Source organism: Candidatus Nitrosacidococcus tergens (genome assembly GCF_902810445.1).
GTDB classification, from domain to species: domain Bacteria; phylum Pseudomonadota; class Gammaproteobacteria; order Nitrosococcales; family Nitrosococcaceae; genus Nitrosacidococcus; species Nitrosacidococcus tergens.
In genome coordinates, this window is record NZ_LR778175.1 from 1582123 (window position 1) to 1596650 (window position 14528).

The 14528-nt window shown below is 37.2% G+C and carries 14 protein-coding genes; 7 read left to right on the top strand and 7 right to left on the bottom strand.

Translation table 11 applies throughout. From position 1 onward, the window contains the following. Positions 1 to 32: 32 nt before the first annotated feature. The 5 genes from purH (at position 33) to NSCAC_RS07645 (ending at position 4301) form a co-directional block, all read left to right on the top strand. On the top strand, positions 33 to 1607 hold the full coding sequence (gene purH / locus NSCAC_RS07625; protein WP_197744216.1) for a bifunctional phosphoribosylaminoimidazolecarboxamide formyltransferase/IMP cyclohydrolase: 1575 nt from the start codon (positions 33 to 35) through the stop codon (positions 1605 to 1607). Positions 1608 to 1670: 63 nt separating this feature from the next. Then, a complete protein-coding gene (gene argC, locus NSCAC_RS07630; RefSeq protein WP_197744217.1) occupies positions 1671 to 2705 on the top strand; it encodes an N-acetyl-gamma-glutamyl-phosphate reductase in 1035 nt (344 codons plus the stop codon). Between the two features lie 41 nt (positions 2706 to 2746). Beyond that, a complete protein-coding gene (locus tag NSCAC_RS07635; protein WP_197744218.1) occupies positions 2747 to 3088 on the top strand; it encodes an iron-sulfur cluster assembly accessory protein in 342 nt (113 codons plus the stop codon). 19 nt (positions 3089 to 3107) lie between these two features. Continuing rightward, positions 3108 to 3416 carry a (2Fe-2S) ferredoxin domain-containing protein gene (locus NSCAC_RS07640; protein ID WP_197745353.1) on the top strand — a complete coding sequence of 103 codons (309 nt, stop codon included), beginning with the start codon at positions 3108 to 3110 and terminating at the stop codon, positions 3414 to 3416. Between the two features lie 21 nt (positions 3417 to 3437). Further along, entirely contained in the window at positions 3438 to 4301 is an 864-nt protein-coding gene (locus tag NSCAC_RS07645; RefSeq protein WP_197744219.1) for a squalene/phytoene synthase family protein, read from the top strand. Here NSCAC_RS07645 and rluB read toward each other — a convergent pair. Genes rluB through serS form a run of 6 tightly spaced genes read right to left on the bottom strand, consistent with a single transcriptional unit; the run spans position 4258 to position 9819 of the window. Further along, entirely contained in the window at positions 4258 to 5157 is a 900-nt protein-coding gene (gene rluB, locus NSCAC_RS07650) for a 23S rRNA pseudouridine(2605) synthase RluB (RefSeq protein ID WP_332087607.1), read from the bottom strand. The two genes, NSCAC_RS07645 and rluB, sit on opposite strands and share 44 nt — an antisense overlap. Further along, complete coding sequence (gene scpB / locus NSCAC_RS07655; RefSeq protein ID WP_197744220.1) at positions 5129 to 5683, bottom strand: SMC-Scp complex subunit ScpB; 555 nt, start codon at positions 5681 to 5683, stop codon at positions 5129 to 5131. Before scpB ends, rluB begins: the two co-directional genes overlap by 29 nt. An 8-nt stretch (positions 5684 to 5691) precedes the next feature. Next, positions 5692 to 6507, bottom strand: coding sequence for a segregation and condensation protein A (locus NSCAC_RS07660; protein ID WP_197744221.1), 816 nt, complete (start codon positions 6505 to 6507; stop codon positions 5692 to 5694). A 45-nt stretch (positions 6508 to 6552) separates the two neighbouring features. Then, the gene (locus NSCAC_RS07665; RefSeq protein WP_197745355.1) at positions 6553 to 7764 is read right to left on the bottom strand and encodes a tryptophan--tRNA ligase; all 1212 of its coding nucleotides are present in this window, start codon (positions 7762 to 7764) and stop codon (positions 6553 to 6555) included. 16 nt (positions 7765 to 7780) lie between these two features. Then, entirely contained in the window at positions 7781 to 8482 is a 702-nt protein-coding gene (locus NSCAC_RS07670; protein WP_197744222.1) for a site-2 protease family protein, read from the bottom strand. A gap of 59 nt (positions 8483 to 8541) precedes the next feature. Beyond that, positions 8542 to 9819 carry a serine--tRNA ligase gene (gene serS, locus NSCAC_RS07675; RefSeq protein ID WP_197744223.1) on the bottom strand — a complete coding sequence of 426 codons (1278 nt, stop codon included), beginning with the start codon at positions 9817 to 9819 and terminating at the stop codon, positions 8542 to 8544. Between the two features lie 281 nt (positions 9820 to 10100). Between serS and NSCAC_RS07680 the strand changes: the two genes are divergently transcribed. Continuing rightward, the gene (locus NSCAC_RS07680; protein WP_197744224.1) at positions 10101 to 12431 is read left to right on the top strand and encodes a nitric-oxide reductase large subunit; all 2331 of its coding nucleotides are present in this window, start codon (positions 10101 to 10103) and stop codon (positions 12429 to 12431) included. A 227-nt stretch (positions 12432 to 12658) separates the two neighbouring features. Further along, a complete protein-coding gene (locus tag NSCAC_RS07685) occupies positions 12659 to 13591 on the top strand; it encodes a formate/nitrite transporter family protein (RefSeq protein ID WP_197744225.1) in 933 nt (310 codons plus the stop codon). Between the two features lie 146 nt (positions 13592 to 13737). Here NSCAC_RS07685 and NSCAC_RS07690 read toward each other — a convergent pair whose 3' ends face one another. Next, positions 13738 to 14328: a hypothetical protein gene (locus NSCAC_RS07690; RefSeq protein WP_197744226.1), complete on the bottom strand. Its 591-nt coding sequence runs from the start codon at positions 14326 to 14328 to the stop codon at positions 13738 to 13740. Positions 14329 to 14528 lie beyond the last annotated feature (200 nt).

Below are 14528 nucleotides of genomic sequence, written 5' to 3' on the forward strand. Positions count from 1 at the left end.
TTAAAATATATTAAATCTAAGTAGGAAAATAAATGGAGTTACCAATTAAGCGTGCACTCATTAGCGTTTCAGATAAATCAGGCGTTGTTGAATTTGTACGTCAGCTACATAACAAAGGAATTGATATTCTATCTACTGGAGGAACAGCTGCATTACTTAGAAAACATGATATTTCAGTAACTGAAATTTCAGACTATACTCATTTTCCTGAAATTATGGATGGGAGAGTAAAAACACTGCATCCTAGGATTTATGGAGGAATTTTAGGTCGTAGATCTTTAGATGATGCAGTCATGGCACAGCACGAAATTCAGCCTATTGATTTAGTAGTAGTAAATTTATACCCTTTTACCCAAGTGGCTGCTGATCCTAATGCTATGCTTACTACAATTATTGAAAATATTGATATTGGTGGTCCAGCCATGTTGAGGGCAGCTGCCAAAAATTATGAATCAGTGACTGTTATTTCAGATTCAGCAGATTATGACAGGATATTAACTGAAATGAATCAAAACAATAATATTGTGTCTGCTACTACCCGATTTGATCTTGCAATAAAGGGTTTTGCGCATACTGCAAATTATGATGCCGTTATTTCAAACTATTTAGGATCTTTAAATAGAAAAGAAGAAGAAAAGCTGGTAGATCTCCCCTCATGCTACACGATTCAATTAAAAAAGAAGCAAGATCTACGCTATGGAGAAAATCCTCATCAGCGGGCAGGGTTTTATATAGAATCCTCTCTTGCAAAAGGAATAATCGCTTCTGCTCAGCAGTTGCAAGGAAAAGAATTGTCCTTTAATAATATCACAGATACAGATACTGCTTTAGAGTGTGTAAAATCATTTAACGATCAACCTACCTGTGTGATTGTAAAGCATGCTAACCCCTGTGGAGTAGCTACTGGATCTTCTTTAAAAGAAGCTTATGAAAGAGCTTATCATGCAGATCCCGTTTCTGCTTTTGGGGGAATTATTGCATTTAACCAATCCTTAGATGGGGATACAGCAAGAACTATTACAGAGCAGCAATTTGTTGAAGTAATTATTGCTCCAACTGTTGAAGAAAGTGCTCAAAGAGTATTAGCAGCTAAATCTAATATACGGATATTAGCGAGTGGGAACTGGTCACATCAAAGTATTTCTTTAGATTTTAAGCGAGTTATGGGTGGTTTACTTATCCAAAACCAAGATATTGTCTCAATTTCTTTAGAAAACTGTCATACAGTTACAAACCGTATACCTACTCCTAATGAAGTTAAAGATTTATTATTTGCTTGGAAAGTAGTGAAATTTGTTAAATCCAATGCTATTGTCTATGCTAAAGAAGGCCAAACGATTGGTATAGGTGCAGGACAAACTAGCCGAGTGATGAGTAGTCAAATTGCAGGGCTTAAAGCAAAAGAATCAGGTTTTACCATATCAGGATCTATATTAGCGTCGGATGCTTTTTTTCCATTTCGAGACGGACTAGATACAGCTGCAGAATTAGGTATTCGTGCCGTAATTCAGCCAGGTGGCTCTAAACGAGACGATGAAGTTATTGCTGCAGCCAATGAGCATGATATTGCGATGATATTCACTGGGATTCGTCATTTTCGCCATTAGGTATTATCTTAGATAGAAGTAGAATATTTCTCATTACATAAGAGGATTATAAAATATAATTTTATGATTAAAGTAGGAATTGTTGGTGGAACTGGGTATACTGGTATCGAGTTATTGCGAATTCTTGCTTTTCACCCTCAGGTAGAGATCACAGTAATTACCTCTCGTAGTCAGACTGGTACTAAAGTAAGCGATCTCTTCTCGAATCTACGTGGTCATCTAGAGTTATCTTTTACAAATCTAACCCCTAAATTATTAGCTGATCAGTGCGAAGTAGTATTTTTTGCAACTCCCCATGGAGTAGCTATGGATACTGTAGCAGAATTACTATCCTACGGTACTCGAGTTATTGATCTTTCTGCCGATTTTCGACTCTCAGATCCTGCTTTATGGGAGCGCTGGTATGGTCAGCCACATACTGCTCCAGATCTATTGTCAGAAGCAGTATATGGATTGCCTGAAATTAATAAAAACAAAATATCTAAAGCACGATTAGTTGCCTGTCCCGGTTGTTATCCTACCACTGTCCAACTTGGGTTTTTGCCCTTATTAGAAGAAAATATTATTGAACTAACCACACTGATTGCAGATGCTAAATCAGGAGTCAGTGGTGCAGGGCGCAAAGCAGCGATAGGAACTTCTCTTTGTGAAGCCAGTGAAAACTTTAAGGCTTATAGCGTAGCAGGTCATCGGCATCATCCAGAAATTGTTCAAGGACTTTCTCAAGTCTGCGATACTGCAATTAATCTAACTTTTGTACCTCACTTAGTGCCTATGATTAGGGGTATTCATGCTACGTTATATGCTCAGCTTAAGAAAGAAGTAGATGTGCAGGCTCTTTTTGAACTGCGTTATACAAATAGCCCTTTTGTAGATATACTACCTCCTAATAGCCACCCGGAAACTCGTAGTGTACGAGGTAGTAATATGTGTCGTATTGCAGTACATCGCCCTTCAAAGGAAGATAATAGAATCGTAATTCTATCTGTAACCGACAATTTAGTAAAAGGTGCTTCAGGACAAGCCGTTCAAAATATGAATTTAATGTTTGATTTACCGGAAACTACTGGATTGACTGGCATCAGTTTAATGCCGTAGTTAATAATTTATTGGAATTAAAAACTAGATTACTAAAAACTATGGATTTATCAGTTTCAAATATAAAACTCTCTGATGCTGTTGTTGATAAGATGAAAGATCTAATCGCAGAGGCAAATAACAAAGATCTTATGCTTCGGGTACTGATTACTAGTCATGGCTGTTCAGATTTAAAATATAGCTTTACTCTAGATGATCACCTCCATCAGGAGGATATGCAAATAGAAAGTAAAGGGGTAAAGCTTATTTTTGATCCTTCAAATTACCCTTATCTCCAGGGGGCAGAAATAGATTATATTAATAACTCAAAAGAAGCTAAATTTATCATCCATAATCTTAATGATACGAGTACTTGTGCCTGTGGTACCTCACTTCCTCTCTAGGTAAGTCTAGCTCATGAATATGCCCTATTATCGCTATCATGTATTTTTTTGCACTAATCAAAGGGGTAATGAGCGGATCTGCTGTCAAAATCACAATTCTTTAACTTTACGCAACTATGCTAAAGAGCAGGTAAAAAACTTAGGATTAGCAAAGCAAAGACAAGCCCGAATTAATATTTCTGGTTGCCTTAATCGATGTGCTGAAGGTCCTATTATTGTGGTATACCCAGAAGGAGTATGGTACACTTATAATAGCCGACAGGATATAGATGAGATTATCAATGAACATCTCATTCATGGACGGGCTGTTGAGCGTTTACGAATTTAATTTCTCTTAGTATAGATTGGTGTGAATCTAGAAGTAGATTACCTAGCTAGAGTAGCCAAGCCTGGAACCAATTTATACTATAGCCTTTTATTCCTGCCTAAGGAGAAGCAGGAAGTGGTTACGGCACTCTATGCTTATCAAAGAGAAATTATTAATATTCCCTTAGAATGTTCAGAAGTATTAGTAGCACATACAAAACTCCAATGGTGGCGAGAAGAAATAGATCGATTATTCTCGGGGAATCCTAGACATCCTATTACTCTATATCTAGTAACCGCTACTAAACAATATCAATTATCTCAATCTTTATTTCTTAGCGTAATCGAAGCAGCTATCAATGATTTAGATCTAGCACAGTCTCTCTATCCAACATTTGACTCTCTTATTTCTTACTGCGAAGGTATCTCTAGCAGTATTAGTGTGTTAATAGCCAAAATCTGTGGCTATACCCATACAGAAACTAAAGAATATGCAAACACTCTAGGTATTGCATTACATCTATACTACCTATTACGTAATACTAGGCAGTATGTTGATAAGGGGTTTCTTTATGTTCCACAAGACCAGCTTATGTCTTTTAAAATATCTACTAAGGATATTTTTAATGGACATAATCCTACAGGGCAAGTAAATCTTTTTACTTACCAAGTAAATTTGATTCGCCAGTATTTCTGCAATTCTTTATCTCATCTAAATAAGGATGATTATATTTCTCAGCAGATAGGACTTATCCAAATAAGTCTAAGTTTAGCAACTCTAAATGCTATTAAGGACGATGGCTACTTATTATTAGAAAAAAAAACCTCCTTGACTCCTCTTCATAAACTATGGCTTTCTTGGCTTACTTCAAAGCGGGCAAAATGGGGGTTGGCGCCAAAGTGCTAATTGATTTCTCTTTAACCATCTCTAATAAGGATTGAATCTCTGAAGAAGTAAGCGATTGCCAATGACCTACTTTAAGTCTAGAGGGTAATTTAATTGATCCAAAGCGAATCCGAATGAGTCGACTCACTTGTACTTGTTGGGATTCCCAAATACGGCGTACTTCTCGATTTCTTCCTTCCTGCACAGTAACGTGGTACCAGTGATTGGCACCTACCCCACCTGCATCTAAAATGTTATTAAATTGAGCAAAGCCATCCTCCAGCTGAACACCTTTAAGCATATTGTTCAGTGCCGATTCGGTTACATTTCCTAAAATACGAACTGCGTACTCTCGTTCTACTGCCATACTAGGATGCATGAGTTGATGAGCTAATTCCCCATCGTTAGTAAATAAAAGTAACCCAGAAGTGTTTAAATCTAAACGACCTACGTTGATCCAGCGACCTTGTTTAGGTCGTGGCAATGCTCTAAAAACCGTTGGGCGTTCTTTTTCATCTCTTCGAGTGCACACTTCTCCAGGAGGTTTATGATAAAGAATAACCTGAATATCTTTAAATGGTTTTAACTGCCTAGAAGATACTTTTTCTCCATCTAAGGTAATTGAGTCGTTTTTTGAGACTCTATCTCCCAACTTAGCAATCGTACCATTTACACGAATCCTGCCCATTTCAATCCACGATTCAATTCTGCGACGAGAAGCTATTCCGCCTCGAGCAAGCACTTTTTGAAGCCGCTCCATTTCTGAGGGGTCACAGTACTGCACTCTCCTACTCTTAGATTTAGCTTTAGTATTATCTTTCTCTTTTTTGAAGATAGGATTATGAGCTCTATAACTTTTGTTCTGTCTTAATTTCATTAACATTTGTTATTTCTTTTAAAGGAGGGAGTTCATCTAAATTTTTAAGATTTAATTGATCTAAAAACTTAGAGGTAGTGCCATATAGGGCAGGTCTACCCGGCACTTCTTTATGGCCTAGGATTTTAATCCACTCTTGTTCATGTAAAGCTCTTATAATTCCACTACTGGTTGCAACCCCTCGAATCTGCTCTATTTCTCCTCGAGTAATAGGCTGGCGATAGGCAATTAAGGCAAGAGTTTCTAAAAATGCTCTTGAATAACGAGGAGGTTTCTCCTCCCAAAGACGAGCTATCCATGGAGCAAATTCTTGGCGAACTTGGAAACGATACCCACTATTTATTTCTTTTAATTCAACAGATCGAGATTCCCAATCTGTAATTAGTTCTTGAATTATACTTTGAATTTCCTCGAAACTAGGACAAATGTCTTCATAAAATAAACTATGTATTTGAAAGATAGATAGCGGCCTATTTGCAGTTAGTAAGGCTGCTTCAATAATTTTTTTTAAAAACCCTCTATCCATAATCACTATTATGCAGCAATAGCTCTTACATGAATTACGCTATAAATTTCAGTCTGTGTTACTTCAATTAAAGATTCTTTAATAAGCTCTAAAATAGCAAGAAAAGTCACTACGATTCCTAATCGTCCTTCATTTAAGTGAAATAAATCCATAAATGTGCAGAAAGAATCGGGAGTTACTCTTACTCTATCAAGAATTTCTACCATCCGTGCTCTTACTGATAAAGATTCTTGAGTAATATGGTGATGGGTAAACTTTTCCACTCGCGTAAACATTTCTTTAAAAGCAACAAGCAGATCATTTAGTTCAAGCTTTACTTCAGGTCTAGGAATATATTTTGAGGAAAAGTAAGCGGTAGTCTCAAATAAATCCCGCCCTACTCTAGGTAAGGAATCTAAATCTTCAGCTGCCTGTTTATATTGTTCGTATTCTTGGAGTCTACGTATTAATTCTGCTCGAGGATCTATCTCTTCTTCTGTATCTTTTTGGGGTTGAGGGAGTAACATTTGGGATTTTATCTCTGCAAGCCAAGCGGACATGACTAAATACTCTGCAGCAAGCTCTAAACGTAATCCCTGAAGAATCTCTATGTATTCTACGTATTGATGAGTAATAGTAGCAATAGGAATATCTAAGATATTTAGATTTTGCTTTTTTATTAAGTAAAGTAATAAATCTAATGGTCCTTCAAAACTTTCAAGAAATATCTCTAATGCATCAGGGGGAATATAGAGATCCTTAGGAAGTTCTGTAACAGGGCATCCCTGAATAATTGCAAATGCTTGTATCTTTGTAGAAAGCTGATGAATCTCGAGAGCATGCATCTCTTTTATGGCGTAGTAATAGAGTAAATAGTATTAAAAAGAATACTATTTATTTAGCCCCATTGCTTCTCGAACCTCTGAGATAGTTTGGTATGCAACTTTTTGTGCTCTGATACTTCCTTCATCAATAATTTCGCGAACTGTATTTTTACGAGTGTATTCTTCTCCTCGTTCTCGAATAGGCTGTAATTCAGCTTGCATTGCTTCAATTACAGGCTGCTTACAGTCAATACAACCAATATGTGCAGATCTGCAGCCAGTTTGCACCCACTGCTTAATTTCATCGTTAGAATATATAAGATGAAATTGCCATACAGGGCATTTATCTGGATTACCTGGATCGGTTCGCCGTATCCGAGCAGGATCTGTAGGCATAGTTTTTATTTTTCTTGAAATTTGATCCGGTGAATCTCTTAAGGTAATAGTATTACCATAGGATTTAGACATTTTTTGCCCATCTAATCCAGGCATACGAGCAGCAGGCGTAAGTAAGGCTTGAGGTTCAGGGAGAATAGTTTTACCAGTACCCTCTAGATAATCTATTAATCGCTCTTGATCCTGAACAGCAAGATTCTGCTGCGTTTCTACTAAATATTTTGCACCTACCAACGCAGCATTATCTCCTTGCTCTTGAAATTTATTTCGTAACTGCTGATAGGTTTTTGCATTTTTTTTACCCATTTTTTTAATGGCTAAATCTACAAGTGATTCGTAGTTAGATTCATAACCATAGAGATGATTAAAGTGACGAGCGACTTCTCGAGTAATCTCCACATGAGGTACTTGATCTTCTCCTACGGGTACTTGAGTTGCTTTATAAATTAGAATATCTGCACTTTGTAACAAAGGATAACCTAGGAACCCATAAGTCGATAAATTCTTATCTTTTAATTTTTGTTGCTGATCCTTATAAGTAGGTACACGCTCTAACCAGCTTAAAGGAGTGATCATAGAAAGGAGTAAGTGCAATTCTGCATGTTCTGGTACTCTTGATTGAATAAATAAAGTTGCTACTTCAGGATCAATACCTACTGCAAGCCAATCGATTACCATATCCCAGATATTAGGGGCAATTGTTTGGGGATTTTCATATTCTGTAGTGAGTGCATGCCAATCAGCAACAAAGAAAAAACAGTGGTATTGATGTTGTAATTGAACCCAATTTTTAAGCACTCCATGATAATGACCTAAGTGTAGCTGACCTGTAGGACGCATACCTGAAAGAACACGTTGAGATTGGAGTGGATTCAAAAGTATTTCCTTTAAATTAAAATTAATGTGATCCAAGTAAAGCTGCTAATCCTCTAGTGAATTCCCACTCTGGAATACCAACTAGAGATACTAATATAGATACGAATTGACTGACTAAAGGCCAAAGAATAAACCATAATGTTCCTGTAAGGAGTAGAACTAGCAGTAATAAAATACCATAGGGTTCAATTCGGCTTACCCTATAGGCAAGTGAGTTTGGAAGTAATCCTACCAATACTCTTCCACCATCTAAAGGAGGTAACGGAACTAAATTAACTATCATTAAAATTGTATTAATAAATACACCTGCAGTACCCATGTAAGCAAGGGGAATACCAAGTATTGGTAGGCTTTCGGTTACACTCATTCCTAAGCGAGTTATTAAAGCCCATAAAATAGCCATAATTAAATTAGCGATAGGCCCGGCGATAGCTACAATTGCCATATCTTGTTTTGGACGACGTAACCTATCCCATGATACGGGTACTGGTTTAGCCCAACCAAAAGCTATCCCCCCTAGAAAAAGTAAAATACCAGGGACAATTAAAGTGCCTACAGGATCAATATGCTGTAAAGGATTTAAAGTTAAGCGCCCCATGGATTGAGCGGTATGATCTCCGAGCTGAAGTGCTACCCAGCCGTGAGCCACTTCATGAACAGTCACTGCGAAAAGTACTGGTAATACCCAAACTGCAATGTATTGTATTGTAGATAATTCAGTCACTTATCCTACCTAGTCGCTATTTTTGCTAAGAAATATCCTAATACCTGTGTATATATTTTTTAGAAAGAAGGATGAATTTTAGAAATACCCTTCATATAAGGACGTAACGCTTTTGGAATCTCAATAGATCCATCAGCGAGTTGATAATTTTCCATAACTGCTACGAGAGTACGCCCAATCGCAAGACCTGAGCCATTAAGGGTATGAGCTAATGTAGGTTTTTGAGTTTCTGGATCTCGCCAACGAATTTGCATTCTACGCGCTTGAAAGTCTAAAAAATTACTACAGGAGGAAATTTCTCGATAGGCATGTTGCCCAGGTAGCCAGACTTCTAAGTCATAGGTTTTGCTACTGGCAAAACCAAGATCTCCAGTGCAAAGATTCATAACCCGATAGGGCAATTCAAGTTTTTGCAAAATAGCTTCTGCATGGGAAGTAAGTTCCTTATGGGCTTTCCAAGAATCTTCAGGACGTACTATTTGTACTAGTTCAACTTTTTCAAATTGATGTTGGCGAATCATCCCTCGAGTATCTTTTCCATAGGATCCTGCTTCACTGCGAAAACATGGGGTATGGGCTACATACTTTAAGGGTAACTTTTCTGCTGGGATAATTTCATCACGCGCAAGGTTGGTTATAGGAACTTCAGCAGTAGGAATTAAATAATATTTACTACCTTCAATTTTAAATAAGTCTTCTTCAAATTTAGGTAACTGTCCCGTGCCATATAGTGAATCTTGATTTACCATATAAGGTACATAAACTTCACGATAGCCATGCTCATCAATATGGGTATCTAGCATCATTTGAATTAAGGCCCGATGCAGAGAAGCCAAGGGACCAATAAGTGTAGAAAATCGAGCTCCACTAATTTTTGCTGCAGTTTCAAAATTCATACCCAAATGTTCACCTAAATCCACATGATCTTTAGGGGGGAAATGGAAGGTGGGTGAACCACCCCAACATCTTACTTCTACATTATCTTGATCATTTCTCCCTTCAGGGACACTTGAATCTGGGATATTTGGAATACCTATAGCTGCAACATCTAATTGTGATTGGATTTGCTCTAACTCTGCTTTAGTATGATCTAATTGATCTCCTAAATTTGCAATTTCAGCAAGAAGTGGAGCAATATCTTGACCTTGATTTTTTGCTAGACCTATTTCTTTAGACCTCAGATTACGTTCTGCTTGTAATTCCTGAGTATGTGCTTGAATATGTTTGCGTTTAGCCTCTAGTGTAGAAAAGGTGACAGTATCCAAAATAAAATTGCGTCTTAGAAGCTGGGCAGCAGTATTTTCTAGATCATTTCTAAGTAGCTTGGGATCAATCATTTTTATTTAAGACTATCTAAAATTGCTATTATTCTGTATGCCATTAGTATAGCTTAGATATTATTCATAATGAGAATACCAGAATGATATCTATATAGAAAAATACGAAATGAAATCACTTGAGTACCAAATCTCAGGAATTAGTATACATTTATAAAAATGTATTTATAATATATCTTTATATATATATTTATTCTTATTCTCTAACAAAATTTTTTAAATCAAAATAAGTGACTATTAGTTATAAAAACTGCTTTTTAGCATAGGAGCAATTAAAAACAATGAATACAATAAATAAAGGAAGTGCATCCTTATCTCCGTGGTGGATGCGCAGTTTACTTATTATAGTTATTTTTGGCTTTACAATGCTATTTATCATTACTGGGTTGGCTTACCGTAATGCTCCGCCTATCCCAGGAAAGGTAGTTAACTCTCAAGGAGAGGTGATTTTTACAGGCGATGATATTAAAGACGGCCAAACTATTTTTTTAAAATACGGCTTAATGGATAATGGCAGTGTGTGGGGCCATGGAGGCTATCTTGGTCCAGACTATTCTGCTGCTGCGTTACACCATATTGGTGAGGAAGTAGCCGCAGAACTTGCTAAAGAGTACTACGATAAAAATATCGATGAATTAGAAAATGTTGAGCGTAGTGGTATACAAGCAGAAACTGCTACTGTACTAAAGACAAACGCTTATGATGCAGCTAAAGATGTCCTCATATTAACTGCTGCTGAGATAGTAGCGTATCGCCATCAAATTGAGTTTTGGGCAAATTATTTTAAAGATCCTAAAGATAATGGAGGGCTTAAACCAAATTTAATTACTGACACTGAAGAGATTCGTCAATTTACCTCTTTTATTTATTGGTCTGCTTGGGCATCAGTAGCTAATCGGCCAGGTAAAAACTTTTCTTATACCAATAATTTTCCCTATGATCCTAGTGTAGGTAATATACCCACTTCTGGTGCACTGTTATGGAGTGCTATGAGTTTAATTGTCATTATTATCGGTACGGGTTGTGTATTATTCGCAGCAGGTCGGTATGAAGATCTACTGGGGTGGACTGGATTAAAAACCACAGTACGCCCTCCTTATTTGCCTAGCCAAGATAGTCCTGGTCAAAGAGCGTTGGTAAAGTTTTTCGTGGTAGTGGCATTACTTTTTTTAATGCAAACCTTAGTAGGAGGTGTAACTGCCCATTATCGTGCTGAACCTGGGGATTTCTATGGGTTTCAATTAGAAAGCATTTTCCCTAGTAATTTAATGCGTACCTGGCACTTACAAACGGCTATTTTTTGGATTGCAACTTCTTTTGTTGCTGCAGCTCTCTTTTTAGCAAGAACCTTAAGGATTCATGAGCCTCAAGGATTAGCCACAATGATTAATATATTATTTGTGGCTTTTGCTATTGTGATTGGAGGAAGCCTGTTAGGCGAGTGGCTAGGGATAGAAAATCAACTAGGAGATTGGTGGTTTTTACTTGGTAATCAAGGTTGGGAGTTCTTGGAGCTAGGACGAATTTGGCAATATTTAATGGTGATTGGGTTATTTGCATGGTTTGGGTTACTTTTTTGGATTGCCCGTCCTAAAAATGTAGATAATCCAGATGCTCGCCCTTTAGCAAGGATGTTTTTAGTTGCCTCTCTTGCCATTCCTGTATTTTATGTACCTGCTCTTTTTTATGATGAAAGAAGCCATTTTACTGTAGTAGATACTTGGCGTTTTTGGATTATTCATCTATGGGTAGAAGGTTTTTTTGAATTTTTTGCTACTACAATTGTTGCTTTTATTTTCTATAGACTGAATTTAACAACTCGCAATACTGCACTGAGGGTTATTTATTTAGACGCTATTTTATTTTTCCTTGGTGGATTAATCGGTACAGGCCACCATTGGTACTTTAATGGTCAAACTCATTTTAATATGGCACTCTCTGGATTATTCTCTGTGCTTGAGGTGGTACCCCTTACATTACTTACGCTAGATGCATGGAAGTTTATAAAGACTACTCGCCGTGAAGATGCCTTTGAGCCCTTATTTGAATTTACCTCCCCTACAGTGCATCATATTCGAACTTTTCATTTTTTGATGGCAGTAGGTTTTTGGAATTTCTTAGGAGCAGGAGTTTTCGGCTTCTTAGTAAACTTACCTATTATAAGTTACTATGAAGTAGGCACAATCATGACTCCTACCCATGGTCATCCTGCAATGATGGGCGTATTTGGAATGCTTGCTATTGCCTTAATGACATTTTCAATCCGTCATACTGTAGATGATGATTTTTGGGATAAGCATCTTGAAAATTATTTTAGAATTTCATTCTGGGGATGTAATATAGGGCTTGCCATGATGATTATCATGAGCCTATTTCCCGGAGGTGCGCTACAAATATGGGATGTACTTGAGAATGGTTATTGGCATGCTCGTAGTCTTGATTATACCGCTAGTGAAGGTGCTCGCTTACTAGAATGGCTGAGATTGCCCGGAGACATAGTATTTATTGTTTTTGGTGCCTTTCCTTTAGTCATTGCTAGCATTAAAGCATGGATACATGTACAAGAAATAGAAAAGCGAGAAAAGTTAGGAGAAACTATCAATATGCAGTAATTTAAATAGATTTCTACTTAATCTAAATAAAAAGGGGGGATAGATATTTTCTAACCTCCCTTTTTTTATTGTGCTTTTCTATAAATAATCTCTGAATTTTAAATGAGACTTTATTAGTAGAATTTTTTCTCTACCTATTCTTTCTTGGAATTTTCCATATTCTAGACTATACCTTACACTACTTAAAAAATTAATTTACTAGGAAATAATAAGGAGATTAAAAGTTTATGAGCACTACTGTAGATGATATACATGGCAATAATCCTACCAAAAGTAGCGATTATCATGAAGAACATCATAATAGTCATAACAACGACCATCATAAACACAAGCATCACCATGCTTCTCACTCGCATCAAGATATTAACGATATTGTGTATCCTGCTCAGATGGGTCGGGATTTGGCAGCCGATGCGGCAGTAAAAGATAAGCTAGCAAATCATCATATCTTAATACGTGGGTTTTTATGTACACCCTTTTTAGCCTATGGTGCTTGTTTTGCCTATTTACTTACTGCTCAAGGAGCACCAAGTACTATTGCTGGATTTATGTTTCCAGTAGGTTATGTCATGCTTTCTGTTTTAGGTCTTGAAATGGCAACAGGAAGCTTCTCAGTAATGCCTATTGGGGTATATGCGGGTACTGTTAGCCTAAGAGGCTTAGCTCGCAACTGGGGATTAACTTATATAGGCAATATCTTAGGAGGTCTATTTTTTGCTGTGCTTCTTTGGGGATCTCTAACAAAATTTGGATCTGAAGAGCCACCTCTGTTACTTACCGCAATCGTCAAAGTAGCTGAGCATAAAGCTGCCTATATGAATTACGGTCCAGTAGTTGGATGGTGTTCTGCTATTGGTATGGGAATCCTATGTAATTGGTTGGTGAGTTTAGGACCTATTATGGCTAAAACATCCCATAGTATGATTGGTAAAGTAGTGATGATGTGGATTGCTATTGGTACCTTTTTTGCGTTAGGTTTTGAACACGCAGTGGTCAACCTCTTTGCCTTCCCCATGGGTATTCTTTCAGGTGCAAAAGTAACCGTTGCTCAATGGTGGCTATGGAATGAAATTCCAGTGACGATCGGTAATATATTAGGTGCGGTTATTTTTAACTCTACCTTATGGTATTACACCCATAGTGCAGAGCATAATAAATAGATAATCACTATTCTATCTAAGGGCAAAATAAATTTTTCTTTATTTTGCCCACCTTTCCATACCTGAAATAAATAAAGCTAGTCATTCTAATTAACTAAGTACTTCCTCAATTTCTGTCCGAATGACTACTTAGTCTATATTTTAATTTAGGCAGAATCATTATCTTTTAAGGTTGCTGCACCAGATACACCGCCTGCTGCGACAATGCCATTCACTACAGCCTGTCCTGCTGCCATACCCCCACCACCAGCAGCAATGGAACCACCACCTAGTGCTGCTAGTCCACTAGTAGTTGCAGCTGCTCCTGTAGCACCGGCAGCCGCTCCTGCAGCGATTGCTGCATCGGCAATCCCACCACCAACCACAACACCTACAGTAACAGCACTAGCAAGCGTACCAATTTTTTGTGCAAGTACGACAGTTTCTTCATCAGCACCCATTAATCTTACAGCTTCTCCACTTACATAACCAACCCCAGCACTAGTTTTTTGTACCCCATAATCAACTCCCTTACCTACTATAGCACTACATTCTTTAATATCAGAATCGATTGATTCTCCTATAGTTGTACAGGTATTTTGTATTTTTTGTTTTTCTTCTGGATCATCTATGAATAAGCTCGCTACCATTCCTGTGCCTTCTACAGTAACTTTAGTAAGTGTACCAAGCCCACTACCTGCATTGCGTATCAGCCCACCAAAGCTTAAATTTTCTCCAATCCATTTCATTTTAGACATTTTTATTTCCTCTATTGGTAAGATTTATCGAACTTTAGCAAAACCATTTTTATAAATCAATATTTAAATTTCAATGTCTTTTGTTATCTAAAATCCAGACTGGCTTAGTGACCGTATATTAACAAAAAGTAGTACTCACCAAGGTTGCTATCCCACATGTAGTTACGGATTTATTGGTGAATTAACATAATCCTGACTTA

What these genes read in the sequence shown, in the direction of transcription:
- purH (WP_197744216.1), top strand. Translation starts at nt 33, where the DNA reads ATGGAGTTACCAATTAAGCGTGCACTCATTAGCGTTTCAGATAAATCA.
- argC (WP_197744217.1), top strand. Translation starts at nt 1,671, where the DNA reads ATGATTAAAGTAGGAATTGTTGGTGGAACTGGGTATACTGGTATCGAG.
- NSCAC_RS07635 (WP_197744218.1), top strand. Translation starts at nt 2,747, where the DNA reads ATGGATTTATCAGTTTCAAATATAAAACTCTCTGATGCTGTTGTTGAT.
- NSCAC_RS07640 (WP_197745353.1), top strand. Translation starts at nt 3,108, where the DNA reads ATGCCCTATTATCGCTATCATGTATTTTTTTGCACTAATCAAAGGGGT.
- rluB (WP_332087607.1), bottom strand. Translation starts at nt 5,157, where the DNA reads ATGAAATTAAGACAGAACAAAAGTTATAGAGCTCATAATCCTATCTTC.
- scpB (WP_197744220.1), bottom strand. Translation starts at nt 5,683, where the DNA reads ATGGATAGAGGGTTTTTAAAAAAAATTATTGAAGCAGCCTTACTAACT.
- NSCAC_RS07660 (WP_197744221.1), bottom strand. Translation starts at nt 6,507, where the DNA reads ATGCATGCTCTCGAGATTCATCAGCTTTCTACAAAGATACAAGCATTT.
- serS (WP_197744223.1), bottom strand. Translation starts at nt 9,819, where the DNA reads ATGATTGATCCCAAGCTACTTAGAAATGATCTAGAAAATACTGCTGCC.
- NSCAC_RS07680 (WP_197744224.1), top strand. Translation starts at nt 10,101, where the DNA reads ATGAATACAATAAATAAAGGAAGTGCATCCTTATCTCCGTGGTGGATG.
- NSCAC_RS07685 (WP_197744225.1), top strand. Translation starts at nt 12,659, where the DNA reads ATGAGCACTACTGTAGATGATATACATGGCAATAATCCTACCAAAAGT.
- NSCAC_RS07690 (WP_197744226.1), bottom strand. Translation starts at nt 14,328, where the DNA reads ATGTCTAAAATGAAATGGATTGGAGAAAATTTAAGCTTTGGTGGGCTG.